The 25059-nt window shown below is 58.9% G+C and carries 24 protein-coding genes; 16 read left to right on the forward strand and 8 right to left on the reverse strand.

The window, feature by feature from the left end:
• Positions 1-13 precede the first annotated feature (13 nt).
• A complete protein-coding gene (locus QSJ36_RS06765; RefSeq protein WP_146021128.1) occupies positions 14-238 on the forward strand; it encodes a hypothetical protein in 225 nt (74 codons plus the stop codon).
• Between the two features lie 80 nt (positions 239-318).
• Positions 319-2280, forward strand: coding sequence for an MFS transporter (locus tag QSJ36_RS06770; protein ID WP_022396528.1), 1962 nt, complete (start codon positions 319-321; stop codon positions 2278-2280).
• A 317-nt stretch (positions 2281-2597) separates the two neighbouring features.
• Here QSJ36_RS06770 and QSJ36_RS06775 read toward each other — a convergent pair whose 3' ends face one another.
• The 3 genes from QSJ36_RS06775 to rpsU all read right to left on the reverse strand — a co-directional run bounded on the left by QSJ36_RS06775 (position 2598) and on the right by rpsU (position 5324).
• The gene (locus QSJ36_RS06775) at positions 2598-3659 is read right to left on the reverse strand and encodes a hypothetical protein (RefSeq protein ID WP_285467848.1); all 1062 of its coding nucleotides are present in this window, start codon (positions 3657-3659) and stop codon (positions 2598-2600) included.
• Positions 3660-3709: 50 nt separating this feature from the next.
• A complete protein-coding gene (hemL, locus tag QSJ36_RS06780) occupies positions 3710-4990 on the reverse strand; it encodes a glutamate-1-semialdehyde 2,1-aminomutase (RefSeq protein WP_102728448.1) in 1281 nt (426 codons plus the stop codon).
• A gap of 82 nt (positions 4991-5072) precedes the next feature.
• The gene (rpsU, locus tag QSJ36_RS06785) at positions 5073-5324 is read right to left on the reverse strand and encodes a 30S ribosomal protein S21 (RefSeq protein ID WP_022396531.1); all 252 of its coding nucleotides are present in this window, start codon (positions 5322-5324) and stop codon (positions 5073-5075) included.
• 229 nt (positions 5325-5553) lie between these two features.
• Here rpsU and QSJ36_RS06790 point away from each other — a divergent pair, with 229 nt between their 5' ends.
• From QSJ36_RS06790 to QSJ36_RS06810, 5 genes are all read left to right on the forward strand, one after another.
• A complete protein-coding gene (locus QSJ36_RS06790; RefSeq protein WP_285467851.1) occupies positions 5554-7044 on the forward strand; it encodes a bifunctional heptose 7-phosphate kinase/heptose 1-phosphate adenyltransferase in 1491 nt (496 codons plus the stop codon).
• Complete coding sequence (gmhA, locus tag QSJ36_RS06795) at positions 7041-7610, forward strand: D-sedoheptulose 7-phosphate isomerase (protein WP_022396533.1); 570 nt, start codon at positions 7041-7043, stop codon at positions 7608-7610. Before QSJ36_RS06790 ends, gmhA begins: the two co-directional genes overlap by 4 nt.
• Positions 7600-8106 carry an HAD family hydrolase gene (locus QSJ36_RS06800; RefSeq protein WP_285467855.1) on the forward strand — a complete coding sequence of 169 codons (507 nt, stop codon included), beginning with the start codon at positions 7600-7602 and terminating at the stop codon, positions 8104-8106. Before gmhA ends, QSJ36_RS06800 begins: the two co-directional genes overlap by 11 nt.
• Before the next feature lie 133 nt (positions 8107-8239).
• Positions 8240-8608 (forward strand): hypothetical protein, encoded by a 369-nt coding sequence (locus QSJ36_RS06805; RefSeq protein WP_022396535.1) that lies wholly within the window; start codon positions 8240-8242, stop codon positions 8606-8608.
• A gap of 370 nt (positions 8609-8978) precedes the next feature.
• Positions 8979-11948, forward strand: a complete 2970-nt coding sequence (locus tag QSJ36_RS06810; protein WP_285467857.1) for a beta-N-acetylglucosaminidase domain-containing protein — start codon at positions 8979-8981, stop codon at positions 11946-11948.
• Between the two features lie 103 nt (positions 11949-12051).
• Here QSJ36_RS06810 and QSJ36_RS06815 read toward each other — a convergent pair whose 3' ends face one another.
• Positions 12052-12711: a hypothetical protein gene (locus tag QSJ36_RS06815; RefSeq protein WP_285467859.1), complete on the reverse strand. Its 660-nt coding sequence runs from the start codon at positions 12709-12711 to the stop codon at positions 12052-12054.
• 229 nt (positions 12712-12940) lie between these two features.
• On the opposite strand from QSJ36_RS06815, the gene QSJ36_RS06820 reads away from it, so the two are divergent.
• The 3 genes from QSJ36_RS06820 to QSJ36_RS06830 are packed head-to-tail and all read left to right on the forward strand — an operon-like array spanning position 12941 to position 15560.
• Complete coding sequence (locus QSJ36_RS06820; protein ID WP_285467861.1) at positions 12941-13987, forward strand: ABC transporter substrate-binding protein; 1047 nt, start codon at positions 12941-12943, stop codon at positions 13985-13987.
• Positions 13984-14772, forward strand: coding sequence for an ABC transporter ATP-binding protein (locus QSJ36_RS06825; RefSeq protein ID WP_022396539.1), 789 nt, complete (start codon positions 13984-13986; stop codon positions 14770-14772). The genes QSJ36_RS06820 and QSJ36_RS06825 overlap by 4 nt, the downstream gene beginning before the upstream one ends.
• Positions 14769-15560, forward strand: a complete 792-nt coding sequence (locus QSJ36_RS06830) for an ABC transporter permease (protein WP_022396540.1) — start codon at positions 14769-14771, stop codon at positions 15558-15560. Before QSJ36_RS06825 ends, QSJ36_RS06830 begins: the two co-directional genes overlap by 4 nt.
• A gap of 56 nt (positions 15561-15616) precedes the next feature.
• Here the strand turns inward: QSJ36_RS06830 and lpxD are convergent, their stop codons facing one another.
• Both lpxD and QSJ36_RS06840 read right to left on the reverse strand, forming a co-directional pair.
• Entirely contained in the window at positions 15617-16654 is a 1038-nt protein-coding gene (gene lpxD / locus QSJ36_RS06835) for a UDP-3-O-(3-hydroxymyristoyl)glucosamine N-acyltransferase (RefSeq protein WP_102721935.1), read from the reverse strand.
• 39 nt (positions 16655-16693) lie between these two features.
• Entirely contained in the window at positions 16694-17290 is a 597-nt protein-coding gene (locus tag QSJ36_RS06840; protein ID WP_022396542.1) for an OmpH family outer membrane protein, read from the reverse strand.
• Between the two features lie 149 nt (positions 17291-17439).
• On the opposite strand from QSJ36_RS06840, the gene panC reads away from it, so the two are divergent.
• Both panC and QSJ36_RS06850 read left to right on the forward strand, forming a co-directional pair.
• A complete protein-coding gene (gene panC / locus QSJ36_RS06845; RefSeq protein ID WP_102721933.1) occupies positions 17440-18285 on the forward strand; it encodes a pantoate--beta-alanine ligase in 846 nt (281 codons plus the stop codon).
• Between the two features lie 29 nt (positions 18286-18314).
• A complete protein-coding gene (locus QSJ36_RS06850) occupies positions 18315-18968 on the forward strand; it encodes an ABC transporter ATP-binding protein (RefSeq protein WP_022396544.1) in 654 nt (217 codons plus the stop codon).
• Between the two features lie 35 nt (positions 18969-19003).
• On the opposite strand, the gene QSJ36_RS06855 is transcribed toward QSJ36_RS06850, so the two are convergent.
• Both QSJ36_RS06855 and QSJ36_RS06860 read right to left on the reverse strand, forming a co-directional pair.
• On the reverse strand, positions 19004-19990 hold the full coding sequence (locus QSJ36_RS06855) for a M28 family peptidase (protein WP_285467866.1): 987 nt from the start codon (positions 19988-19990) through the stop codon (positions 19004-19006).
• 196 nt (positions 19991-20186) lie between these two features.
• Positions 20187-20792, reverse strand: a complete 606-nt coding sequence (locus tag QSJ36_RS06860; RefSeq protein ID WP_146018206.1) for a hypothetical protein — start codon at positions 20790-20792, stop codon at positions 20187-20189.
• A 328-nt stretch (positions 20793-21120) separates the two neighbouring features.
• On the opposite strand from QSJ36_RS06860, the gene cdaA reads away from it, so the two are divergent.
• The 4 genes from cdaA (at position 21121) to QSJ36_RS06880 (ending at position 25055) form a co-directional block, all read left to right on the forward strand.
• Complete coding sequence (gene cdaA, locus QSJ36_RS06865) at positions 21121-21912, forward strand: diadenylate cyclase CdaA (RefSeq protein ID WP_022396547.1); 792 nt, start codon at positions 21121-21123, stop codon at positions 21910-21912.
• Positions 21890-22042: a hypothetical protein gene (locus QSJ36_RS06870; protein ID WP_012419453.1), complete on the forward strand. Its 153-nt coding sequence runs from the start codon at positions 21890-21892 to the stop codon at positions 22040-22042. Before cdaA ends, QSJ36_RS06870 begins: the two co-directional genes overlap by 23 nt.
• A gap of 12 nt (positions 22043-22054) precedes the next feature.
• Positions 22055-22696, forward strand: coding sequence for a dethiobiotin synthase (gene bioD / locus QSJ36_RS06875; protein WP_102721928.1), 642 nt, complete (start codon positions 22055-22057; stop codon positions 22694-22696).
• A 190-nt stretch (positions 22697-22886) separates the two neighbouring features.
• Positions 22887-25055 carry a family 20 glycosylhydrolase gene (locus QSJ36_RS06880; RefSeq protein WP_285467876.1) on the forward strand — a complete coding sequence of 723 codons (2169 nt, stop codon included), beginning with the start codon at positions 22887-22889 and terminating at the stop codon, positions 25053-25055.
• Positions 25056-25059 lie beyond the last annotated feature (4 nt).

Below are 25059 nucleotides of genomic sequence, written 5' to 3' on the forward strand. Positions count from 1 at the left end.
CGGGAGGTTTTTTATGCCCGGTCTGATTGGGACGCGTCGCACCGCTCTTTTTTCAGCTGAATGGTTCACGGGGCCGGAGGGAAGGCGGCCGCGTTTTTTTCTTTTGCGGCTGTTTTTTCATGAAGATGCGGGGAAAATGGCAAGAGGTGTTTTTGGAGTCATTTTAAACGATCTTCCTTTCCTGTACGGCTTCCTAGTTGTTTCTTTTGTGATATTTTTACCATTTGGGCGCATTTGAGGGGAGGAAAGTTGTTTTTGTCCCGGAAGCGTCTCTTTTTTGGTTGCGGAGAAAAGCCAATTTACTAGAATGCAACGACCATGACAGACCAAGAAAACATGAAGGCCGCCGTTCCGGATGCGGCCAGGCGATACATGCGCTACCTCCTCATCATGGCCGGTTTGGGCGGCCTGCTCTACGGTGTGGACGTCGGCGTGATTGCTGCGGCGCTCCCCTACATTGAGCAGACGGCTGGTTTCAATCCCTCCCAGCTTTCCCAGGTGGTGGCGGCCGTGCTGTTCGGCAGCGTGCTTTCTTCCCTGTTTGCCGGGTATCTGGCGGACAAGTTGGGACGCAAGGCGCTGATTACCGTAGCCGCCGCCCTGTTCACGGTGAGTATTCCCGTGATCTGCCTGTCCCAGGAAGTGTTCGGCATCATGCTGCTGGGCCGTATTCTCCAGGGCGCCAGCGCTGGTATTGTAGGCGTGGTGGTTCCCCTGTACCTGGCTGAGTGTTTGAGCGCGGAATCCCGTGGCAAAGGGACGGGGATGTTCCAGTTCCTGCTGACGGTGGGCCTGGTGTTCGCCGCCGTAGTCGGTCTGCTTGCCGCCAGTTATGTGGGCGGCGTGGAAAATTCCGGCGCGAGCGAGGAAACGCTGACTTCCGCCAAGATTTTTGCGTGGCAGGCCATTTTCTGGGTTTGCGCCGTTCCCGGCCTTTTCCTGTTTTTCGGTTCCTTCCGTTTGAGTGAATCCCCCCGCTACCTGTTCCGCCGCGGCCGCAAGGATGAAGCCATGGCCGTGCTGGTGCGCAGTTATGGAGATGTGCGCGCCAAGGAGGTGTTTGATGAAATGGTCCACATTGAAGAGGAAGAGAAGCAGAAGGCTGAAGAGCTCAAGAAGCAGAGTTCTTCCGGTGAATCCCTTCTTCAGCGCAAGTATGTGTATCCCTTTGTTCTGGCGGTCCTCGTCCTGGCGTTTACGCAGGCCACGGGTATCAACTCCGTGCTGAATTACTCCGTGAAGGTGTTCCAGCAGGCCGGCCTGGAAGGCACCACCGCCAACTGGGCGGACTTCACCATCAAGGTGGTGAACTGCTTGATGACCATCGTCGCCATGATCCTGGTGGACCGCAAGGGCCGCAAGTTCCTGCTCAAGATCGGCACTGCCGGCATTGTGGTGGGTCTGCTCGGCACCGGGTTCCTGTTCAATAATGTGGAAAAAGCCCGCAAGGACGTGACCACGGACGTGGCCGCCCTGCTGGCCGCCCAGAGCCCTTCCGTCCAGAAGGAGTTTGACCAGGGCAAGGACGTAGGCTCCATCCGCACGCTGCAGCTGGAACGCACGCCCGATTCCCCCTTCGTCAAGAACCTGCTTGCCAAGAACGGCATGGGCGACAAGGACATCAACAGGATGCAGCTCATCATCACCTATGACCAGCCGGAAGCCAATCCCGCCTGGTACCAGTTCCTGATGGGTTCTTCCACCCAGCTTTCCGTGGTGGAATTTTCCGAGCTGACCAAGGATGCCAAGGATATCAAGAAGGAAGAGGACAAGGCTTCCCTGGCCGTGATCAAGGCCGTTCCGGATTCCACCAATAAGATGGTGGTGAACGGCAAGGACGGCTATGCCATGAAGCCCGTTTCCATCCTGAAGGCGGAACTGGGCGAGAAGCCGGATACCTCCATGGGCTGGGGCGTGACCGCCTTCTTCATCATCTTCATCGCGTTTTATGCCACCGGCCCCGGCGTGTGCGTCTGGCTGGCCCTGTCCGAACTGATGCCCGCCCGCATCCGTTCCAACGGCATGGCGATTGCGCTGCTGATCAACCAGCTTGTTTCCACGATCATTGCCGGTTCCTTCCTTCCGTGGGTGGGAAGCTGCGGCTATTCCGGCGTGTTCTTTACGCTGGGCGGCATTACGGTGCTGTACTTCATTACGGTGACCTTCTTCCTGCCTGAAACCAAGGGCCGTTCCCTGGAGGAAATCGAAGGCTATTTCACAACAGGCAAGATGCCGGAAGATCTCAAGATGATCGGTGAAGGCATTGAAGCGGAAGAATAATCTTCCCTCCTGTGGTTTTCAAAGCCGCCTCCCCGTCCGGGGGGCGGCTTTTTCATGTTCCGCCAGAGGAAAATGTTTGCTCCATGGCTTCGGAAACCTGGCTGTTCCGGGCTTCCGGCGTTTCCGGAAGGAGCATGCCGGGCGTGTTTAAAGACCGGAAGAGGCGGCTTGCGTAAGGTCTCTTTTGTACCGGAGAGGTCCGGGGATGAATCCTGGAACGGGCAGGCCAAGGCTCTGCTGCGGCTCGCTTGAAAGACCCGTGGCGGACGGGAACGGGCAGATCCCTTTTTCCGCTTTCACTGGAAAGGAAGATGGCGTTACTCGGTACGCGGTGCTTTTTTCTGTTTGGCCTGCCAGTCTTTAATGGCTTCCGCAATGGGGGGATACCCGTTTTTCATGTGGAAGTCATAGGCGGTTTGGCCGTCATCGTTGCGAAGGGCGGGATTGGCGCCGTTGTCCATGAGGCAAACGGCTATCTCCGGAGAGTTGCAGGCCATCAGCGGCGTCAGGCCGTCCACGTCCGGCTGGTTGGGGTCCGCTCCCGCCTTGATGAGAAGTTCAATGAGGGGGATGAGGCGTTCCGCCGGTTTTTCCTTGGTGCAGATCAGATGCAGGGGGGACTGCTTGCTTTCAAAGAAGCGTTCGTTGACGTCGCAGCCTGCCTTGATGAGCCGTTCGTAAATGGCAGGGGAAAGGCTGAGGAAGCCGACTCCGCGCGCCTGGGCGTTTAACCTGCGCTTGAGGTCCGGAGAACCGGCGTCCAGCAGGGCCAGGGCTATTTTTTCCTGTCCCGGATCAGAGTCATTGAGGGCGGCGGAGTACATGAACGGGGTGACGCCCCACGGTCCCGGCTGGTCCGGGTCGGCCCCGTGCTTGAGCAGGGACTGCACCAGCGGCAGCCTGTCTTCCGCCGTGGAGTTCATGTAAAGGCCCGAGAGGCAGGCCCAGGTGAGGGGGGTGTCTCCCGGTTCCTTAGTGCCGTCATGCATGAAGATGGATTGGGCGTTGACGGGAGCGCCCGCTTCTATCATCCGGATGGCCAGTTGATTCAATCCCAGGGCAATGCAGAGGTGCAGGGGCGTGTTGCGGTCCGGAGCCTGAAGCATGAGGTTGCCAGTCTCCCGGAATTGCTCCAGCATCCGGTAGCACTGGAGGATGGAGTGGAATTCCTGTTGAGCCTCTCCGGCGAACATGATTTCCAGGGGCCAGGAGTCGTGCAGGAAGCGGAGGGTAAGTCCCAGCAGCTTTTCATTTGCCGCTTGGATTTCCTGTTTTTCCGCTTCCGTGAGCTGGATCGTCCTTTCCTCCGCATCCGCCAGGGGGGCGGCTGCGACGGCTGCTGCGGACAGAAGCAGCATGGACCCTGTCATTTGTCTCATGGCATCCTTATAGGGGAAGGAAAGTGGCCTGTCACTTCAAATAAGGGGCATTATCCCAGTTTGGAGAGGCTGACATGGACTGCTTCCACCGTACGGTCAATGTCTTCTTCCGTATGGGCCGTAGAGATGAAGCCCGTTTCATACGGGGAGGGGGCAAAGTAGACGCCCTGTTCCAGCATGTTCCAGAAGAAGGGTTTGAAGAGTTCCTTGGAGGCTTTTTGCGCGGAGTCCAGGTCATAGACTTCCTGCTCCGTGAAGAAGAGGCAGAACATGGAGCCTGCGCGGTGGAAGGTGTAGTTCCTGCCGTGCTTCCGGATGGCCTCGCGGATGCCTTCTTCCAGACGCGCGCCGAGCTGTTCCAGGCGGTCGTAGGCGTTTCCGTCCAGGAGCTCCCGGAGCTGGGCAAGGCCCGCCGCCATGGCGACGGGGTTGCCGGAGAGGGTGCCCGCCTGGTACACGGGGCCGATCGGGGAGAGGCAGTCCATGATTTCCGCACGGCCTCCAAAGGCCCCCACGGGGAGGCCGCCGCCGATGACCTTTCCCATGCAGGTGAGGTCCGGAGTGATGCCGTGAAGCTGCTGCACGCCGCCGGGCGCGACGCGGAAGCCCGTCATGACTTCGTCAAAGATGAGCAGGGAATCGTGCCGGAGCGTGATTTCCCGCAGAAAATGGAGAAAATCGTTCTGCGGGAAGTAAAGCCCTGCGTTGGCCGGGAAGGGCTCCAGGATGACGGCGGCGATGTCGCTCCCATGGAGTTCAAAAGCTTTTTTCACCGCTTCCCGGTCGTTGTAGGGCACCGTAATGGTGAGCTGGGTCATTTCCCTGGGTACGCCTGCGCTGTCCGGTTCTCCGAAGGTGAGCGCCCCGGAGCCCGCCGCCACCAGCAGGGAGTCCACATGGCCGTGGTAGCAGCCGATGAATTTGATGATTTTGCGGCGTCCGGTGTAGCCGCGCGCCAGCCTGATGGCGGACATGGTCGCTTCCGTTCCGGAGTTGACCATGCGCACTTTTTCCACGGAGGGCACCATGCCCGTAATCATTTCCGCCATGTCCACCTCCGCCGGCGCGGGGATGCCGTAGCCCAGCCCCCTGTCCACGGCGGCATGGACGGCGTTCAGAACGGTCTGCGGAGCGTGGCCCAGAATGGCCGGGCCCCAGGTGCCGATGTAGTCAATGAGCTGGCGTCCGTCCGCGTCAGTGATGTAGGCTCCCTTGGCGGATTGGACAAAGAAAGGGTCGCCGTCCACGTTGCGGAAGGCTCTGACGGGGGAGTTGACGCCGCCGGGGATGACGGCGCGCGCGCGGGAGAAGAGCTGGGCGGATTGATTCATGTGCTGAGGGAAGCAAAAAGGGCAAACCTTGAGAAAGGGTTGCCCTCATTGAAATGGGTTCTATTCCCGAACCAATACTGATTTAAGCTTCAGGAGCGGAAGCGGGAGCTTCAGCGGTTTCGGGAGCGGCTTCTTCGCTCTTGTTGCTGTAACGCCATTTTACCTTGTTGCGCTTGCTGGCGGAACGGGCCTTGCGGCGGCGTTCGTCCATCGGGGTTTCAAAGGCGCGGCGGCGGCGCATTTCATCCAGAATGCCTTCAACATCCAGTTTTGTTTTGAGGCGCTTAAGAGCGCGGTCGATAGGTTCACCTTTTCTTACGGTAACTTCACGCATGATTTGTTTTCCTTTTTCTATTCGTCCGGGAACGGGAGACAATACGTAGTGCTTTCCTGCTTACAGGTCAAGATTTTTATCATGGCTGACCTATTTTTTGCCCTTGAAAGAAGGGTTCCGGCGTTCGCAGCGGGTGCGAACGCCTGCATGATGCGGTTTTCCCGCTCCGGAACGGGCTTCAACTGTCCTTGCCTTACAGTGGGGGGCGTGATAGAAAGGAACGTCTCCCATGAACCGGCTGCATACATTGATTGACGGATTTCCCCGCGTGCGGATTCTCTGCATCGGGGACGTAATGCTGGACAAGTTCCTGTACGGGAGCGTCAGCCGGATTTCCCCGGAGGCTCCGGTTCCCATCATGAAGATGGACCGGGAGACGCGCATGCTGGGCGGCGCGGGCAACGTGGTGACCAATCTGTGCGCGCTGGGATGCCGCACCACCTTCGTCAGCGTGGTGGGGAATGACGGCCATGGACGGCAGGTAAGGCGTTTTCTGGAAGAGACGTGCTGCGTTCCGGAGCTGGTGGAGTGCGAAGGGTATGAGACGACCGTGAAGGTCCGTTTTGTGGCGGGGAAGCACCATTTGCTGAGGGCGGACCAGGAACAGCCGCTGCGGATGGTTCCGGAGCTGGTCTCCCGTTTTCTGGAACGGGTGGACGCCTGCCTGCCGGAGGCCGACCTTGTTCTTTTGTCCGATTACGGGAAAGGGCTGTTTGACGGGCAGACAACCCCTGACGTGATCGCCCGGTGCCGTGCGGCGGGCAAGTCCGTGATTGTGGATCCGAAGGGTTCGGATTACTCCCGTTACAAGGGGGCCACGCTGGTGAAGCCCAATATGAAGGAGTTCCAGGAGGCGACCGGGGTGACGCTGAATCCTTCCGCGACAGGGTGGGAAAGGGATGCCATCGCAGGGGCTCAACGGCTGTTTTCCGAGTTCGGCATTGAGAATTTGCTCGTCACCCTGAGCGAGCACGGCATGATTTTCATTCCTTCCTCCAATCCTTCCGATTTTGTCTGCATTCCCACGGAGGCCCGTGAGGTTTTTGACGTGTCCGGAGCGGGGGATACCTCCCTCGCCAGCCTGGGCGCGGCGCTGGCGGCCGGAGCTACGGTGCCGGAGGCCCTGGTGGTGTCCAACGTGGCCGCCGGAATCGTGGTGGGCAAGTTCGGGACGGCCAGCGTGACCGGAGCGGAGCTGAAGAAGGCGCTGGAGGAGAAGGCCCTCAAGGCGTCCTCCTGGCATCACCGGAACAATATTCTGACGCCGGAAGCCGCGGCGGAGCTGGCGGAGCGTTTCCGACGGGAGAAGAAGGTGGTGGGGTTTACGAACGGTTGTTTTGACCTGCTGCACCTGGGGCATCTGCATTCCTTCATGAAGGCGCGGGAAGCGTGCGACGTGCTTTTCGTGGGGCTGAATACGGACGCCTCCATCAAGCGGTTGAAGGGAGAGGACAGGCCGATCAATAATGAGGAGATGCGTTCCCTGCTGCTGGCCTCCCTGGATTTTATCGATTACGTGGTGCCGTTTGACGAGGATACGGCACTGCCGTTGATTGAGAAGTTGCGCCCGGACGTGATCGCCAAGGAGGGCTATCCTCTGGAACGCTGGCCGGAAGGGCAGTACGTCACATCTTACGGGGGACAGGCTCTTGAGCTGCCCCGCCTGGAGGGCTTTTCCTCCACCAATATCATCAACCGCATGAAGAACAGTCCGGAATGAGCGAGTACATCAGGAATCAGATTTTAGGAATAGCGGATAATTTCAAGGCTCTGGCCGCCATGGCCGGAGAGATTGAACAAGTCGCCCGCGTCTGCGCGGATACCCTCAAGGCCGGGAACAAGATCATGTTCTGCGGCAACGGAGGCTCCGCCGCGGATTCCCAGCACCTGGCCGCCGAGCTGGTGGGCCGCTACAAGCTGAACCGTCCCGCCATGAATGCGCTGGCCCTGACGGTGGATACCTCCATCCTGACCGCCGTAGGGAATGATTACGGGTATGAAACGGTCTTTTCCAGGCAATTGCAGGGATTAGGCCGTTCCGGTGACCTGTTGGTGGGGCTTTCCACGAGCGGCAATAGCCAGAACATCGTCCTGGCGATGGAGCTGGCGCGCCGCATGGGCGTCAGGACCGTGGCCCTGACGGGCCAGGGCGGCGGGGAGATGAGGGACTGTGCGGATTTCTGCATTGCCGTCCCCTCCCATGCCACGAACAATATCCAGGAGATGCACATTGCCGTGGGCCATCTGGTCTGCGAGCTGGTTGAGCAGGAAATGTATGGCAGCTAAGGCTCTGTTTCTGGACCGGGACGGCGTGGTCAATGTGGACGGCGGCTACGTGCACCGCATTGAGGATTTTCAGCTGGTTCCCGGTATTCTGGACCTTTGCCGCCGGGCGAAGGAGAAGGGGTATCTGGTGCTGGTGGTGACCAACCAGTCCGGCATAGGCCGCGGCATGTTTACGGAAGGGGATTTCACCCGGCTGACGGAGCATATGAAAGGCGCGTTCAGCGCCGCCGGAGCGGAGATAGCGGATGTGTTCCACTGTCCCAGCGTGGATGACGGCCATCCTGACCGGAAGCCGAATCCCGGCCTGTTTTTGAAAGCCGCCGCCGCCCATGGACTGGATATGGCGGCTTGCGTGTCCGTGGGTGACCGGGAGCGAGACATTCGCGCTGCGCTTGCCGCCGGAGTGGGGCGGAATTTCCTTTTTTCCGCGGAAGATGTCCCGACTCTCGCCACAGCCCGTGTGGAGGCGTTGGAAGAAGTAGTGGCGTGGCTGTAAGCTTGGGAGTGATTGCTCAGGACTGCCCTGTCAGCCCTCCCCGTGTTCCGGCCGCCGGGATGTAATGATGGATGTTCCTGCTTCAAAAAGAAAGCTTTACAAGGGAATGAATATTTCTTATCTATCCAATAGGATGAAACCCTTGCTACCCCTGTTATTGATTGCGTTGTTTCCTGGCCTGTGCGCCGCTGCCAAAACCGCAGAGCCGGCCATGCCCGAGCGGCTGGAAAAAAGAGAAGCGGCCACCCGCATTACCTATCAGGGCGGAGACGGCTCCAGCTTTGAGAAGGCCGTCGTGATTGCCGGAGCGAAAAGTTCGATGGATGGCGTTCCTGCCGAACGGAAATGGCTCAAGAAGAAGTACGGAAATTACGAAAAGCTCAAGCAGGCGCTCGTCAAGGAAGGAGGCAAGTATTATGACCTGGTCACGATCAGGACGAAAAAAGGCAAGGAGCTGGTCGTCTATTTCGATATTTCCGGATTCTTCAATCGTGAAGAATAGGGGAGGCCGTTCTTTTGCAACTCTTGATGGCGTGCCGTCCCCGGCTGTCTGCCCGGTCGTTCCCGTGTTTTAGCACATTCCCGCTTTTCCCGTCCCGGGAGCTGCTCCTCCAGCGGCGGCCGTCGCGATGTGGAACCGGGCATGAAGGAGGGAAACGGAGAGCCGGGTTGGGAATTCGGCGGTGTTTGCGGGAACAACCGGATTCCTGAATGACTTATCCCCGGAAGAGGCAACTTCCCGAATGGGGCGAAGTAATTTGACATACGGGGAGCGCCCTGTTAGAAGTGGGGCGATTGGTCCGTAGTTTCGTGGACTTGTCCTGTACAGGCTTTTTACTTTTGCACATATGAACTTGATTTCCTTCCGATCCATGATGGCGGTTACGGCGCTGGGAGCCGGCCTTGCCCTTCCGGTGTTCGCCCAGTCCTCTTCTCCGGCCTCTTCCTCCGCGCCTGCGGCCTCCCGCGCCAAAAAAACGGCCAAGATGCCGGTGTATCCCATCCCGCAGAAGATGACCAGGAGCGGCGGTTCCGTGACGGTTCCGGCCCTGAAGCTGTCGGGAGCGCGGGACGAACCTACCGTGAATGCGCTGAAGAGCATGTTTTCCATCGCTCCGAACGGGCTGCCCGTGCAGATGTCCATCATCAAGGGAAGCAAAAAGGCCGCCGGGAATGTTCCGCAGAAGGCCGGGGCTTATTCCCTGAGCGTCACGCAGCAGGGCATCCGGATGACGGGCTATGACGACGAAGGCCTGTTTTACGCGGCCCAGACGCTGCTTCAACTGGCGGAGAAGACTCCTTCCGGCGTAACGGTGCCTGTGGTGGAGGTTCTGGACTGGCCGGACGTTCCCTTCCGCGGCACCATTGAAGGCTTTTACGGCCTGCCCTGGGGGCAGGAAGGACGCATCAGCCAGTTCAAGTTTTACGGGAAGTACAAGATGAATACTTACATCTACGGCCCGAAGGACGACGTGTTCCACGGTTTTTCCAAGCGTTGGCGCGAGCCGTATCCCGCGGACATGGCGAAGGACCTGAAAGAGCTGGTGAAGGTCGCGAAGCAGAACAAGGTGAATTTTGTCTGGGCGGTGCACCCCGGAGCGGACATTCACTGGGGGGAGGCGGACCGGAAAGCCGCCGTGAAGAAGTTTGAGATGATGTATGACCTGGGGTTCCGCTCCTTTGCCGTGTTTTTTGACGACATCGGCGGGGAGGGCGCCAAACCGGAAGGCCAGGTGGAGTTCCTGAATTACCTGAACAAGGAGTTTATCCACAAGAAGCCAGACGTGACTCCGCTGATCGTGTGCCCCACGGCGTATTCCGGCGGAGGTGGCCGCTACCACGAGGTGATGGGGGAACATCTGGACAAGGACATCGGCATCATGTGGACCGGGTCCAGCATCGTGAGCGATATCCGGACCCCGGCCTTGAAGGGGATCAACAAGTATTTGCAGCGGCCGGCGTTCATCTGGTGGAATTTCCCGGTGACGGATTACGTGCGCCACGCCCTGTTCCTGGGGCGCACCTATGGCGTGGATGCGGACGCGATGCCGTTCATGCAGGGGTTTGCTTCCAATCCGATGGACAAGCCGGAGGCCTCCAAGATTTCCCTGTTCAGCGTGGCTAACATGACCTGGAATGCCAAGGCCTATGATTCCGACAAGACATGGAAGGACAGCATCCGGATTTTGTTCCCCGGCTGTGCCTCCGCCATGCAGACGTTTGCCGACCATAACAGCGACGGGGGGCCCAGCGGGCACAATTACCGCAAGGAGGAGTCCGTAGAGATTGCCCCCGTGGTGGAGCAGGTGCTGGAATTGTGCCGCCGCGGCGCCAAGGTGTCTGAAAGCAAGGCGTTTGACCGCCTGAAGGCCGAGTTTGCGAAGATGGCCCAGGCTCCGGACATGATCCGGGCGAAATCGAACAATCCCGCTTTCGTCGCAGAGGTAGAGCCGTGGCTCATCCAGTTCGAGTCCCTGGGCAAAGCTGGAATGAACAGCATGCAGATGATTGAGGCCACGGAGGCGGGAAATGCCTCCGGAGCGCTGAATTACGCCATGGAGGCCGCCTGCCTGCTTGCCGAGATGCAGCGTTACAGCAAGGAGATCAGCAAGGCCATCAACAAGCACGTGACGGAGGTGACCAAGAAAAATTCCCCGTGGCAGACCGCCGTCAAGCCGTCCGAACTGGTGATGGCCCCTGCCGTGCGGGAGCTGCTGGACATGGGGTCCACCCCCGTGCTTTCCCGTGTGAGCGGACAGGCCGTTGGCCGTGTGAAGCCTTATGTTTCCACCAAGTCCAAGGGAGGGATCGAGAAGATGCTGGATGACGATCCCGAGTCCTTCTATTATTGCAAGGAGGTCCAGAAGAAGGGCGACTTTTTCGGCGTGGACCTGGGCGCTCCGCGGGAGATACGCACCGTTTCCATCGTGATGGGCCGCAATGATTCCGATACGGATGCCGTGAACAAGGGCCAGCTTGAGGTATCCATGGACGGGCAGTCCTGGTCGCCCCTGATGCCGGAGTCCAGCGGGCTTCGCGTGGAGTACCAGGGAAATGGCAAGAAGGGCCGTTTTGTACGCTACCGTGCTACGGCGCAGGGTGTTCCGGGCGGGAAGTCCGACGTGTGGACGGCCATCCGGGATTTCAAGGTGAATGCCCCCGCCGCTCCTTCCGTGCTGACGGACGCTCCGGCGTTCAAGACTGCTGTGGTTGAAGCCGGGGACAAGGATATTTCCCTGAAGCGCATCATGGAGGTGCATCCCCTGCCGCCGAAGAAGTCCCTGGGGCTTCAAATTCCGGCGGGAGCATCCGTGGAGTCCGCCTCCGTCAATTTGAAGACGCCGGACATGAAGTGGGCCAAATTGTACATTTCCATGGACGGAAAGTCCTGGACGGAGGTTCCGTTGAAGGCGGACGGTTCTGCGGAGATTGGCGGCGTGATCAAAGGCATCAGGCTGTTGAACGCCGGATCCTCCCCGCAGGAGGTGACCCTGGAAGAGTTCAAACTGAATCTTGCCAACAAGGGAGGAAAGTCTGCCGACAACGGAGCCGCCGGGGATTTCAACCTGGCTACGTTCCTCCCGGTGGAGCTGTCTCCGGAGAAGGTGGAGATTCCCTGTGCTTCCCCCCGTGCGAATTCCGCCATTGTCCTGTCCGACGGTAAGGAAGCTTCCGTGCTGGCCTGCGGGGCCGACGGACGGTGGGTTCCCGTGGGCAATCTGGCCAAGGGCAGGAAGGTGAATACGTTCAGCCTGAAGTCCGTCAAGAAGCCGGTGAAGGCCCTCGGCCTGACCGGGAAGAAGGGAAGCTCCGTGAATATTTTTGAAGTGATCTGGAAGTAACGGGTTCCGCCGGGGGCTGCCGCATGCGGCAGTCTTCCGCGGGGCGATGCCCGTTGACCCTGGGGCGGCTGTTTCCTCCATGGAATGGCCGCCCCGGCTTTTTTCAGTTCCTGGTTTGCCGGGAGGCGCGTTTTTCCGCCAGGTGCATGCAGCCGAGGACGAGGGCGATGATGACCAGCGGACCCAGGATGTCCGCATACCCCACCATGCCCGTGTTCACAGGGGCCACGCAGAGCAGAAACCACCAGCCCAGGGCCAGCAGGCGGAGCAGGGGCGGAGCTCCGTTGCCGGAGAGGAAGACGTAGATGACGAGGGCCCATAGCTGCGGGAAACGGGGCAGCGTGACCAGCCATTCCCGGTGGTCCCCGCCGGGCCAGACAAGCGTGCCGTAGGGGCCGGCTGCGGGGAGGTCGCCCCACATGGCTCCCGCGGGAAGCGCCAGGTTCATCAGCAGGTTCAGGAGCAGTCCCGCATAAACGGCGATCATCAGGGCCCTCCATTGGGCGCCCGTACGCACCGCCAGGAACAGGAAAGCGGGCACCAGCAGGAAAGGCGTCAGTTCCAGCGCTCCCATCCAGGCGGGGAGGACGGTGCCTATTTCAGCGTAGCGGTCCGCGCCCTGCGGAACGGCGGAAAGAAGAGCCCAGTACAGGAGCATCAGGAGAATGCAGCGGTACCTGGTGCCCTGGCCCACCGGGCGTTCCTCATCCGGAGGAAGGCCCAGCCATGCTCCGGAATGGGGCTGGTTGGAGGGGTACTGCATGGCGGGTTGGGAATGGAGCCTTTTGTAACGGGAATAGGCGGCTTTGTCAATAAAGCCCGGTTCAGGTCCGGAACCGGGATTGTTTTTCAACAAAATGGGCATTCCTGCTGTCCACATTGTGACAAAGTTGTTGCCATCGGATTCTTGCCGCGGGCGGCTTCTTCTGCTAGTCGGTGCCTGAAAGGGCGCGGAAAAATGGCTGTGCCCCAGTAACTCATTCCTTTTGATTATGTCCCATTCCAGATTCCTGACGATTTTACCGGCCCTGTTTTTCTGTCTGCTGGCTGTTTCCTGCGGAAAGAAGGAGAAGGACGATCCGAACGTCATTGAATTGAACTTCGGCCATTTTCCCAACGTGACGCATGTGCAGGGCCTGGTGGCACACCATTTTTCCCGGCAGGGGAAGGGGTGGTTTGAGGAACGGCTCAAGGAGGCCACCGGAAAGGACGTCAGGATCAACTGGTACGTGTACAATGCGGGGCCCAGCGCCATGGAGGCCGTGTTTGCCCGCTCCATTGAACTGGCTTACGTGGGACCAAGCCCGGCCATCAATGCGTTTGTGCGTTCCCGCGGGGATGATATCAGGATGATTGCCGGGGCCGTGGAAGGAGGCGCCGCCCTGGTGGTTCCGGAGGATTCCACCCTGAAGGAGCCTGCTGATTTCCGCGGCAAAGTGATCGCCACTCCCCAGCTGGGGAATACGCAGGATGTTTCCGCCCGTGCCTGGTTTTCCCGCGGCGGCCTGCACGTGACGCAGCGCGGCGGGGACGTGACGATTCTGCCCACCCCCAATCCGGAGCAGCTCAGCCTGTTCCGGCAGGGCAAGCTGGACGGCGTGTGGACGGTGGAGCCGTGGGTGAGCCGTCTGGTGATGACGGCGGGGGGAAAGGTGCTGGTGGACGAGAAGGAGTCCATCGCCACCGTGCTGGTATGCGGAGCGGATTTCCTCAAGGAGAAGCCGGAGGTGGCGAAGGCCCTGGTGCAGGCGCATGAAGAGCTGAATGAATGGATCAGGCAGCATCCGGAGGAGGCCCGGGCGATCGTGGTCAAGGAACTGGAGGAGCTGACCCATTCCAGGATAGACCCGGCGTTGATTGCGGAGGCCTGGAAGAGCATCGTCATGAAGGACAGGATTTCCATTCCCAAGCTCCAGCAGTTTGTGCGGGACGCCCATGAGGCCGGTTTCATGAAAGAGGTTCCGGACGTGGGCGGCCTGGTGGTGCCGGAGGAGGCGGCGGAACAGTTGACCATGGTGAAGGAGGCTGCCGGAAGATGATTGTGGGTGAAGAACATTGCGGCCCCGGAGGGTGCAAGCTCCGCATTGCCGGCGTGAGCAAGGTGTTTGACGGGCGGCGCGGAAAGGTGGTGGCGCTGGAGGGCATCAATTTGAATATCAGGAGCGGCGAGTTCGTCTGCCTGGTGGGGGCCAGCGGCTGCGGAAAGACTTCCCTGCTGAATATCATCGCCGGGCTGGAGTTTCCCACTTCCGGGGTGGTTGAGCTGGACGGGGTTCCCGTGACGGGGCCCGGACGGGACCGCACCGTGATGTTCCAGGAGTCCGCCCTGTTTCCGTGGCTGGACGTGATGGGGAACGTAATGTTCGGCCTGAAGCTGACGCCCGGCCTGACGCGGGGGGACCGGCTCGCCATTGCGGAGAAGAATCTGGAGCTGGTAGGGCTGAAGGAATGCGCGCATTCCCATATTCATGAACTTTCCGGCGGGATGAAGCAGCGCGTGGCGCTTGCCCGCGCCCTGGCTACCAGCCCCCGCATCCTGCTGATGGACGAGCCTTTTGCCGCCCTGGACGCCATGACCCGCGAACAGCTTTACCAGGATATTCAGGATATCCATTTCCGTTGCGGCATGACGATCATTTTCGTCACGCACAATATGCGCGAGGCCGTGTGCCTGGGGGACCGCGTGGTGCTGTTTACTCCGCATCCGGGCCGGGTCTGTGAGGAGTATTTCGTGGACCTCCCCCATCCCAGGGACATCAACAGCCGCGATCTGGCGCAATTGTCATCCCGCATCACCCGTGATTTGAAAGGAGCCATGGCATGAACAGGAACAAATGGTCCAAGTGGGGCGCCCATGCCTGCTCGCTCGTGTTTTTCATTCTCGTGATCTGGTTGTGGCAGTATTTGAGCGACCAGAAGGTCTGGAAGCCCTATTTGTTTCCCTCTCCGCTGGAGGTGTGGGAGTATTTATGCTCCTCCTTCCTGGACGGATCTCTGGAGGAAGCTTCATGGATTACTGTGAAGAGGCTGGTGATGGGGTATGGAATAGGCCTGGTGATGGGGATTCCCCTGGGCATGCTGTGTTCCCGCTTCCAGCTCATGCAGAATACCCTGGGCCTCGTTTCCCTGGGGTTCCAGGCCCTCCCGAGCGTATGCTGGGTTCCGCTGGCTACCCTGTGGTTCGGCCAGACGGAGGGGGCCATGCTGTTCGTGGTGATCATGGGGACGCTGTGGTCCGTGATTCTGGCGACGGCCAACGGCATGAGGAACGTTCCGCCCATTTATGCCCGCGCAGCGCGCACCATGGGCGCTGGCCCCATTTATTGCCTGATTCACGTGACGCTGCCTGCCTCCGCCCCGTTTGTGGTGAGCGGGATGAAGCAGGGCTGGGCCTTTGCGTGGCGTTCCCTGATGGCGGCGGAAATTTTCGTTCCCATCCTGACCGGCTTCGGCCTGGGGCAGCTTCTGCACTTCGGCCGGGAGTTGAACGCGATGAACCAGGTGGTGGGCATCATGTTCGTGATCGTGGTGATCGGCCTGCTGTCTGACAAGATTCTGTTTTCCCCGCTGGAACGGTTCCTGCACCGCCGCTGGGGGACGGGGCAGGCCTGAGGGCTGCGCCTTGCAGACACAGATGAGCTGGTTGCGTCCGGCGAGGGGAAAGCCCGTTACTTGCCGGGGGATTCCAGGTTCCTTTTAAGAGCGTGGACTTCCTTGATGAGGGCCGGGAGCTTTTTGAGCGCGGCATACTGGCGGCTGGCGTCCTTGAACGGAGATGCCGGGAAACCCCAGTAGGCGACGTTTTCCGGGATGTCCGAGATGACTCCCGTTTTGGCTCCCAGAACGGATTTCGAACCGATTTTAAGGTGTCCGGAGATGCCGACCTGGGCGGCGATGGTTGCATAGTCGCCGACTTGGGTGCTGCCGGCGATTCCGGATTGGGCGACAATCACGCAATGCTTGCCGACGACGACGTTGTGGCCGAGCTGGATAAGGTTGTCTATCTTGGTGCCTTCCCCCACGATGGTGCGGCCGAACCTGGCACGGTCAATGGTGGTGTTGGCTCCTACGTCCACGTCGTCCCCCAGCTCCACGATGCCCACCTGGTCAATGCCCACGTAACGGCCGTTGTCTCCCATCAGGAAGCCGAAGCCGTCGGAACCGATGACGGCCCCCGGCTGGATGGTCACCCGGCTGCCGAGCTTGCAGCGTTCCCGGATGATGACATGGGCGTGCAGGCGGCAGTTTTCCCCTATCGTGACGCCGTCCCCGATGTCGCAGCCGTTGCCGATGTCCGTGCCGTCGCCAATTACGCAATGGGCGCCGATGCAGGTATAGGCGCCCACATGGATTTTGTCCGGATTGAAGGTGGCCGTGGGGTCGATAATAGCTGTGGGATGGATGCCGGGCGTGAACCGGTAGGCGGAAGCCATGAAGTATTTCACCAGGGCGTTGAATGCCATGGAAGGATTGTCCACTTCCACAAAGGCGACGTTTTCCGGGTACGCGGGCAGGGCCGGAGGCACCAGGACGATTCCGGCGGAGGTGTGAAGAAAGTCTTCGAAGTATTTCTCGTTGCCGAGGAAGGAGGCTTCCTCATGAGATGCGTCGAGAAGAGAAGCGACCCCGAACACAGTCAGTTCGGGGTCGCCAGAAAGGATTTTCCCCCCGGTGAGGGCGGCCACGGCTTCAAGTGTAAGCTTCATGGGAGTATGATTCCGCCTTCCCGGGGGTAATGTCAAGGGTTAGTTGGCCGGGGCCGCGGGAGCGGCAGGAACGGCCGGGGTCTTTTTCTTGGTGGGGTCAAAGCCCTTGGGAGCGTCCTTGTTGAGTTCCTTCATCACGGAGGGGGTGATGTCCATGCTGGGCTTCGTGTACACGAAGACCTGGTTGGAACGGAGAGCCTGGGCGCTCTTATCCAGAATGAGGTCATAGTTGCCCTTGGTGGCGATGCCTTCCGTGATCTTGGTGATTTCACCCATGATCTTGGTGGAGCGCACCTTCATCTGTTCCTGAAGGGACTTGAGCTGGCGTTCCACGAAGCCGCGGCGTTCCTGTTCCAGCGCGATGACTTCCTGACGCTTGATCTGGGCTTTCTGTTCCAGCTCCTTCTTGTCCTTTTCATTCAGCATGGGATCCTGAAGCTGTTTGACCATGTCGTTGAAGTCGGCTTCCATCTTCTTGATGGTTTCCGCGCGGGTGTTGTTGGTTTCCTGTACGGTCTGGGCAGCCTTGTCTACTTCTGCCTGGGCTTCATGGGTCTTATAGTAGTCGGCGAAGAGTTTCTGCACGTCCACCGTTGCTACTTTAAGTTCGGCGTTGGCAGTGGCGCTTAATGCCATTGCAGCTGATACACATAATGCTGTTTTGAAGAATCTCATAATTTTTAGCGTCTTCTGACTTTGCCAGTTTACATGTGGAACGGCATGCGTCAACCTTCTAGCTATATTTCAGGATTGAACTTTTGTCATCATGGGGCCACTTTAGGCGCATGCAAACATTTTCCACCAAGGCCCAGTTGAAGGCGGCCCTTCTCAAGCATCACCGCAAGCATGACCACGTGGTTCTCGTTCCCACGATGGGAGCGCTTCACGACGGGCACCGCGCCCTGCTGGAACAGGCCCGCAAGCTGGCCGGGGAGGACGGCGTGGTGGTGGCCAGCATTTTCGTCAATCCCATCCAGTTCAACAATTCCTCCGACCTCCAGACCTATCCCCGCACCCCTGAAAAGGATTTGGAGGTGTGCGAGGGAGCGGGCGTGGATTACGTGTTTTCTCCCTCCCCGGAGGAGATGTATTCCGGGGAGCGCAGCATTACCGTGGAGGAGAGCTTTTTATCCGCTACGCTGTGCGGGGCGTCCCGCCCCGGACATTTTTCCGGCGTCTGCACGGTGCTTGCCAAGTTGTTCAACCTGGTGCAGCCCACGGACGCCATTTTCGGCAAGAAGGATTACCAGCAGCTGGCGATTATCCGCCGCATGGTGCGTGACCTGGATTTCCCGGTGCACATCCACGGGGCGGAGATTGTGAGGCACGGGAACGGCCTGGCCTATTCCTCCCGGAACGCCCGTCTGACGGCGGAACAGAAAGAGCAGGCCGTGGTGATACGGAAGGCCATGCTTCAGGCCAGGGACGAGTTCCGGGCCGGAACGGATGTCCGGACGGTGAAGGAACATGCCGCTGCCATGATTGGGGCCGTGCCCGGCACGCGCATCGATTATCTGGAGATTGTGGATGCGGAGACGATGCAGCCGCTGGAGGAGAACCGGAATCCGGCCCTGATGGCCGCCGCCGTCTATTTTGGCGACGTGCGTCTTATTGACAATATAGAACTTTAATCCGGCACGGATTCCCTTATACTGCGCCCGTGATTACCGCCGCCAACCTCCACCGCAGCTATTCCATCGGCAAGAAATCCATTGAGATCCTGCACGGGGTGGACCTGCACATTGCCGCTGGGGAGAAGGTGTTCCTGTGCGGTCCCAGCGGAGCCGGCAAGACCACGCTGATGTACACGCTGGCCGGGCTGGAGACGCCCCAGGAGGGAAAGGTGACGATTGACGGCACGGATATTTACGCCTTGTCCGCCACGGCGCGGTCCGTGTTCCGGAACCGGAACATGGGATTCATTTTCCAGAATTACCTGCTGATGCCGGAGCTGACGGCGCTGGAAAACGCGTGCCTGGCTTCCTCCATCGGCAGGAGGCCGCGCGTGGAGTACGTGACGGAGCTGATGGCGCGCGTGGGCCTGTCCCACCGCCTGAACCATCTGCCCAGCGAGCTGAGCGGCGGGGAGCAGCAGCGCGTGGCGATCGCCCGCGCCCTGGCGAATGACGCCCCGATTATTTTTGCAGATGAACCTACCGGGAACCTGGACCGGAAGAACGGCGCGGAGGTGCTGGACCTTTTGTTCGGCCTGGCGGACGAATCCCGCAAGACGCTGGTAATCGTGACGCATGACGAACACCTGGCCCGCCGGGGGGACCGCATCATCACGATCATGGACGGGCAGGCGGTCTGAGGCCGTCCGGTCCTGCAAGTTTTTTATCTCTCCTTTTATTTGCCGTCCGCCGCCAAATGCAGGACGGCCTGGTGCACGCCCCGGACCACCTGGGCCATGCGGCGGTAGTCCAGCGTTTCCGGCAGGTCTCCGGACTGATGGTAGTTCGGGTTCCGGAAGAAGGAGGTGTCCGTAATCATGACGGCGGGCAGGTCTTTGGCCCAGAAGTTGCGGTGGTCGGAGAAGTTCATGCACATGCCCTTGATTTCCGGCAGGTTCAGGCGGACGGTAGGCAGGAAGGACTGCATGTTTTTCTGGACTGTCCGCGCCAGCCTGACGCTGTCCCAGTTGCCGACGATGGCGATGAAGTCCCCCTTGTCCGGGTACAGGTCGCCCATGCCCGCGGCGGGGTAGGACTGGCTGTTTTCCTTGTCCGAGAAGTAGCCGATCATTTCCAGGCAGATCATGGCTTTCACGCCTATCTGTTCCGTATAAAGTTTTTGGGCGTGCTGCGCGCTGCCCATCTGTTCCGTGCCGAAGTAGGGCGGTTCCTCGTTGGCATACGCGATGAGTTCAATGGTGTCATGGGGGGAGATGCCCTTGAGCATGCGCCCCAGGGCCAGCAGTCCGGCTACGCCGCTGGCGTTGTCGTCCGCTCCGGGGGTGCTTCCGCAGGTGTCGTAATGAGCGCCGACGATGACCCTTTTGGCGGATTTGCCGGGGAAAACGGCGCTGACGTTGACGAAGGTGCGCTTGTCCGCCGTGAAAGGCTGGTACGTGACCGCGGCTCCCGATTCCGACAGGGACCGGGCGATGTATTGGACCGCCTTGGCCTGGTTCTTTTCATAACCCGCCGGGCGAGGGTAGCAGGTTTTGGCCAGATAGAGGACGTCCTTTTTCAGTTCCTGCTCCAGCCCCGGGCGGACGGCCGCGGCGGGAGCGCCGCCGGCCGCGGGGGTGGTGCAGTGGGAAATGATGCAGCCCGTGGAGACGGTGAGGATGGCCAGGGCGGAAAACAGAGAGAGATAAACCCGGAGCTTCATGCTCCCTTTATATCAATCTATGTCTGGCGTGACAATTTCAATGTGAGAGGTCTAATATGGAGTATTCCTGCATGTTTTTCTCAGCAAATCATAAATCGCCGTTTTTTACCGGTGAGGCGGCAAGAGGGATAACACCGGACCCCTGAATACAGCCTGTATTTTATATGGGAAAGGGAGCAATCTACTCTTTTTAGGATTAGGAAAGAGTTGCTGAATGTCCGGCGAAACTGAAGTTTACTGGAGCGGTGAGATTAACGGGCCTCACTAGGATGGTCATTTGAACGTTCCGGTTGAATTGACAATGTTGTTGTTCACTGAAGGAATAACCTTGGGAAAATCGATCGTCATCACTTCCATAAGCATCAATCTTATTTTCCGGATCAAAGATAAGATGTTTGCCTTGTTTATTCTTTGTCAGGAGAACGGCATGCCGTTCATCGCCACTTGCGTTGGAGGCGGTAACGATCACACTTGGGTAACCTAACTGAGCCCAAAGAATATGCAGTAAAATGCACCGTTCCCTGCAAAAGGCGATTCTGCGTTCAAACAAAGTCATCAAAGGGACAATAGGGTTTATTCGATAATATTCCGTTCGTTCCTGTTGCTTGGATTCTACCTCTTCTCCCTGGAGAGGTCGTCCGAAGGTGGTGACGAAATTCCAGATGTCCGCAAAGTCTTCGGAGAGTGCCTGAATACGTGGATAATTTTCCAGTTTCGTATTTTGAAGAATTCCGTTAATGAGCGCTGTTTCACTTCCATTAGTGTATTCATTATTAAGGAACTGTACGTTTTGTAAATTCATTGTTTTGATTATGTAATGTTTACTGTTTTTATGATTTGGATTTTCTGCTGCATAGGTATCTTCCCAGAGCAGTTTTCCGGTGTTCCGGGTTCGCGCAGAATGGCACACCTGAATTTCCACTATAGGTTTTCGCGCTGATATTGCCTTCTTGCTTTTCCCGAGAGTGCATTACTTTTGCCGAAAGCATCAGACTTCAATCGGAACTTCTCATCTAGAGGGAATCGTCCGATTTTCAGGTTTTCCGTTCGTGGTTGCTTCATCCGGCACAAAAACTGAAGGGAAAGGATCGGTATTGCAATCATGCGGGTTGTTGTGTAGCTTGTTGCGCATGTGGGACTGGATTATGATCAAGGATGCGCTCCGGGCGATCGTTGAAATTTTCATCCTGTGGGTATTCCTGTACCAGATTTACCGCGCTTTCCATGCAACGCGCGGCGCGCGCATCATGGTGGGGCTGTTCGCCTGTTTCCTGGCCTTGGTGGTGCTGGCCTTTTTCTTCCAGTTGAACGTGATTTCATGGATCCTGACGCGCATTTTCGCCCCCGGCCTGGCGCTGGCGCTGGTGGTGATTTTCCAGCCGGAGCTGCGTGTGGGGCTGGCGAAGCTGGGCAGCCATCCGTTCTTCTCCTCCTTCGCCAAGCTTCAGCGGGTTGACTTTCTGGACAATTTCTGCAAGGCGGTGAGCAAGCTTTCCAACCAGCGGTTCGGCGCCCTGTTCGCTTTTGAGCGTAGCATCAGCATGAAGCCCATTGAGGATTCCGGCGTGAAGCTGGACGCCATTTTTTCTCCGGAACTGGCTCTGACGATTTTCCATACCAAGACCGCCCTGCACGACGGAGGCGTGGTGATTTCCGGCGACCGCATTTCCGCGGCGGCCTGCGTGTTCCCGGTTTCCCAGAAGGAGATGAGCGACCGTACCCTGGGGCTGCGCCACCGGGCGGGCGTGGGCATGTCCGAGGAGAGCGACTGCGTGGTGGTGGTGGTGTCCGAGGAAACGGGGGCGATTGCCCTGGCCGTGGGGGGCAAGCTGGAACGCAACCTGACGCCGGAACAGTTGAAGGGCCGCCTTGAAGAGCTATTGAATATTTCTCCTTCCAATGAAAAAACTGCTATTGCTTAACTGGCCGGCCAAGCTGTTCTGCCTGGTGCTGGCTGTGATCATCTGGTCTTTTATCAATCACTGGGTGACCACGAACGACGGCGTGCCCTCCCGTGGGCAGCTTGAGGAGATTAGAAGATCCCATCCCTGAAGATTTACCGTTATGAGGAATTTCATTGTTACCGGAACCGATACGGAAGTCGGTAAGACTTATGTGAGCTGCCTGATCGTCAAGGCCCTGAGAGAAGCGGGCATCAATGCCGCCGGGTTCAAGCCCGTGGCCTGCGGAGACAGGCAGGATGCCCGTCTTCTGCGCGAGGCAGGACCGGCGGGGCTGACGCTGGACGAGCTGAATCCCGTTTTCCTGAAGAACGCCACCTGCCCTTATGTGGCGGCCCGGCTGGAGAATACGCAGGTGGATGAAGGAGCCATCCGCCGCGCCTATGACGCCCTGGCCGCCGCGCATGAATGCGTGCTGGTGGAAGGTGTGGGGGGATGGGAAGTCCCGATAGGCCCCGGCCGGAATTTCAGCGACGTGGCCGCGGATTTCAAGCTGCCCGTGCTGCTGGTAATCGGCAACAAGCTGGGGGCCATCAATCATGCCCTGCTGACGCTGAATGCGGTCAAGGCGCGCGGCCTGGAATGCCTGGGCATTGTGTTTAATAACGTGAAGGATGAATGGGATACGGCCTGCGTGACGAACAGGAGCATGGTGGAGGAGTTTTCCGACGCGCCCATTCTCGGCGAGCTGATCCATGGGCAGGATTCCATGGACATTGACGCCTTGATGGAACGCCTGCGCTGAGCACGGTAGCAGTTTGACGGATGGAAGAAGATGGGGGAAGAAGCTCTTTCCTCCCCGTTCGTTTCAGGGTGTGAACTGGCGGCGTAGAGGAACCGGCATGTAGTGTTAAAAGACCAGGGGAGAGGGACAGGTTTTCAGCTCCGGAAGTCCTGTTTTGACAGGAATTGAGACGGGAGGGCGTAAATAAGGAATGTTTTTGTCCAGAGTTTTCAGCATTCCTGTACGGTTTTTTATTGCCCTGCTGGTTTGTTTCCCGTGGGAGCTGCTGGCAGGGGAGGTGGTAACTGCGCCTGTGCCGGAGTTTTCCTCCCCTGCGCTGATTCCCTATCCTTCCAAAGTAGTCAGGGGTAAGGGCGGGGCGCGTTTTAAAAGCGTTCATGTACATTTGGGCCGGGATGTTCCCCGCAGAGATGACTTGGTGAGGGAAATGAAGGATGTATTCAGGATGTCCGGCATTCCGGCTGCCGTGAGCAAGGATGTTTTTGAGGAAGGTTCCCTGACATGGGAGTTAAGCCTGGACGCCGGAATTGAGGGAGAAGCGTATGTCCTGTCCGTCACGCCGGAAAAGACAACTGTCAGGGCAGGGGGCTTTGGCGGTTTTTTCAATGCCCTGCAAACGCTGCGGCAGCTGGTTTCCAAAGAGAAGGAAGGTTTTTTCATGCCGTCCGTGCAGATCAGTGACGAACCCGCCTTCGCCCTGCGGGGTATGATGCTGGACGTGGGGCGCTATTACATGTCTCCCGCGTTTATCAAGGAGCTGATGCGCCGGGTTTCCCGCTACAAGATCAATACGCTGCATCTGCATTTGACGGATGATCCCGCGTGGAGGCTGGAGGTGAAGAAGTATCCGGCTTTGACAGACCGCGCCTTTCACTGGAAGTCACGGTTGCCGGGCAAATTTTATACGCAGGAACAGTTGAAGGACCTGACGGATTATTGCGCCCGGCTGAATATCCAGGTGATTCCGGAGATCGACATGCCGGGGCACAGCCAGCCGTTCGCCAAGGCCATGAAGACCGGCATGCAGACGGAGAAGGGCATTTCCATATTGAAGGATGTCGTGGACGAGACCGTTGCCCTGTTTCCAGGAAGGTTTTTTCACATGGGGTCCGACGAGGTGCACATTACGATGAAGGATTTTATTCCGCGCATGGCGGAGTATATCCGCGGGAAGGGCAAGGAGGTGATCGTGTGGTCGCCGGGTGGCCCGCACGATAAGGATTCCGTGCTGATGTGCTGGGGCGAGAGCGAGGCCGGAGCCCGGATGGACAAGGGAATGAAGCGCATTGACAGCAATGGCTTTTACATTGACTGGGCTGATTCCCAGTCCGGCGTATACCAGGTGTTTTTCCAGCAGCCCTGCGAGGTGCCGCAGGGGGATGAGAAGGCGTTGGGAGCCATCATGCCCGTGTGGTGCGACGGGAACCTGAGCAGTGAGAAGAGGGTGCTGGAACAGTATCCCCTTTACCCCTGCGTACTGACGTTTGCGGAGCGCGTCTGGCGCGGGAGCGCCACCAAGCGGAAGGATTACATGGCGCAGCTCCCTCCCAGGGGAACGGCCGGATGGGCGGAGTTCCGGGAGTTTGAACAACGGCTGGCTTCCCACCGTGACCGGTTTTTCCGGGACGTTCCCTTTGCGTACGTGAAGCAGGCGGATATGGCCTGGAGCCTGATAGGGCCATTCGACCACCGGGGTAAGAATGACACGTCCTTTGAACCGGAGCGCAAGATTGCGCCTTCCTACCGGGACGGGGACAGGACGCTGGAGTGGAAGAAGACGCCCGTTTACGGTGGAGCCGTGCATATCAGGCACCTTTTTGCGATGTTCAATATGCACCGGAACCAGTACCGGCTGGACCACTGGCCCACGCTGATGTCGGGGGACGTGGGAAAGGGCAGCGGAACCTGCTATGCGCTGACTTCCATCCGCAGCCCGAAGGATCAGGAAGTGTGGCTGATGGTTGGCCTGAACGGCATGTGGGGGCATTCAGGCGGGTACCGCAGTGCCCGTGCTCCGGAGCAGGGGAGCTGGGATTTTTCCGGCGGGGACGTGTGGCTGAACGGAAAGCGCGTGAATCCGCCCAGGTGGCCGTTCAGGAGCCTGCCCTGGACGGATTGGGGAAAAGGCCGCATTGAAGAAGCCCCCCTGACCTGGGAGGGGTATTTCTTCCGTCCCCCCGTGAAGGTGAAGCTCCGCAAGGGATTGAACCGCGTACTGATACGCAGCGTGTTCGGCCACTGGAAGGGGGACAACGGGCAGAGAAGCTGGTTTTTCTGCTGTATTCCCGTCCTGTGGGATGGTGTCCATTACCGGGAGGTTCCGGGCCTGGAATATGATCCCCGCCCGGACGCCCGCTGACAGG

It is taken from the genome of Akkermansia sp. NBRC 115031, assembly GCF_030268505.1.
GTDB lineage: Bacteria > Verrucomicrobiota > Verrucomicrobiia > Verrucomicrobiales > Akkermansiaceae > Akkermansia > Akkermansia massiliensis.

What these genes read in the sequence shown, in the direction of transcription:
- QSJ36_RS06800 (WP_285467855.1), top strand. Translation starts at nt 7,600, where the DNA reads ATGGCAGCTAAGGCTCTGTTTCTGGACCGGGACGGCGTGGTCAATGTG.
- QSJ36_RS06790 (WP_285467851.1), top strand. Translation starts at nt 5,554, where the DNA reads ATGAACCGGCTGCATACATTGATTGACGGATTTCCCCGCGTGCGGATT.
- lpxD (WP_102721935.1), bottom strand. Translation starts at nt 16,654, where the DNA reads ATGAAGCTTACACTTGAAGCCGTGGCCGCCCTCACCGGGGGGAAAATC.
- bioD (WP_102721928.1), top strand. Translation starts at nt 22,055, where the DNA reads ATGAGGAATTTCATTGTTACCGGAACCGATACGGAAGTCGGTAAGACT.
- QSJ36_RS06815 (WP_285467859.1), bottom strand. Translation starts at nt 12,711, where the DNA reads ATGCAGTACCCCTCCAACCAGCCCCATTCCGGAGCATGGCTGGGCCTT.
- QSJ36_RS06820 (WP_285467861.1), top strand. Translation starts at nt 12,941, where the DNA reads ATGTCCCATTCCAGATTCCTGACGATTTTACCGGCCCTGTTTTTCTGT.
- QSJ36_RS06830 (WP_022396540.1), top strand. Translation starts at nt 14,769, where the DNA reads ATGAACAGGAACAAATGGTCCAAGTGGGGCGCCCATGCCTGCTCGCTC.
- cdaA (WP_022396547.1), top strand. Translation starts at nt 21,121, where the DNA reads ATGTGGGACTGGATTATGATCAAGGATGCGCTCCGGGCGATCGTTGAA.
- QSJ36_RS06840 (WP_022396542.1), bottom strand. Translation starts at nt 17,290, where the DNA reads ATGGCATTAAGCGCCACTGCCAACGCCGAACTTAAAGTAGCAACGGTG.
- panC (WP_102721933.1), top strand. Translation starts at nt 17,440, where the DNA reads ATGCAAACATTTTCCACCAAGGCCCAGTTGAAGGCGGCCCTTCTCAAG.
- QSJ36_RS06870 (WP_012419453.1), top strand. Translation starts at nt 21,890, where the DNA reads ATGAAAAAACTGCTATTGCTTAACTGGCCGGCCAAGCTGTTCTGCCTG.
- QSJ36_RS06770 (WP_022396528.1), top strand. Translation starts at nt 319, where the DNA reads ATGACAGACCAAGAAAACATGAAGGCCGCCGTTCCGGATGCGGCCAGG.
- hemL (WP_102728448.1), bottom strand. Translation starts at nt 4,990, where the DNA reads ATGAATCAATCCGCCCAGCTCTTCTCCCGCGCGCGCGCCGTCATCCCC.
- QSJ36_RS06880 (WP_285467876.1), top strand. Translation starts at nt 22,887, where the DNA reads ATGTTTTTGTCCAGAGTTTTCAGCATTCCTGTACGGTTTTTTATTGCC.
- QSJ36_RS06765 (WP_146021128.1), top strand. Translation starts at nt 14, where the DNA reads ATGCCCGGTCTGATTGGGACGCGTCGCACCGCTCTTTTTTCAGCTGAA.
- QSJ36_RS06810 (WP_285467857.1), top strand. Translation starts at nt 8,979, where the DNA reads ATGATGGCGGTTACGGCGCTGGGAGCCGGCCTTGCCCTTCCGGTGTTC.
- QSJ36_RS06825 (WP_022396539.1), top strand. Translation starts at nt 13,984, where the DNA reads ATGATTGTGGGTGAAGAACATTGCGGCCCCGGAGGGTGCAAGCTCCGC.
- gmhA (WP_022396533.1), top strand. Translation starts at nt 7,041, where the DNA reads ATGAGCGAGTACATCAGGAATCAGATTTTAGGAATAGCGGATAATTTC.
- QSJ36_RS06805 (WP_022396535.1), top strand. Translation starts at nt 8,240, where the DNA reads ATGAAACCCTTGCTACCCCTGTTATTGATTGCGTTGTTTCCTGGCCTG.
- QSJ36_RS06775 (WP_285467848.1), bottom strand. Translation starts at nt 3,659, where the DNA reads ATGAGACAAATGACAGGGTCCATGCTGCTTCTGTCCGCAGCAGCCGTC.
- QSJ36_RS06860 (WP_146018206.1), bottom strand. Translation starts at nt 20,792, where the DNA reads ATGAATTTACAAAACGTACAGTTCCTTAATAATGAATACACTAATGGA.
- QSJ36_RS06855 (WP_285467866.1), bottom strand. Translation starts at nt 19,990, where the DNA reads ATGAAGCTCCGGGTTTATCTCTCTCTGTTTTCCGCCCTGGCCATCCTC.
- rpsU (WP_022396531.1), bottom strand. Translation starts at nt 5,324, where the DNA reads ATGCGTGAAGTTACCGTAAGAAAAGGTGAACCTATCGACCGCGCTCTT.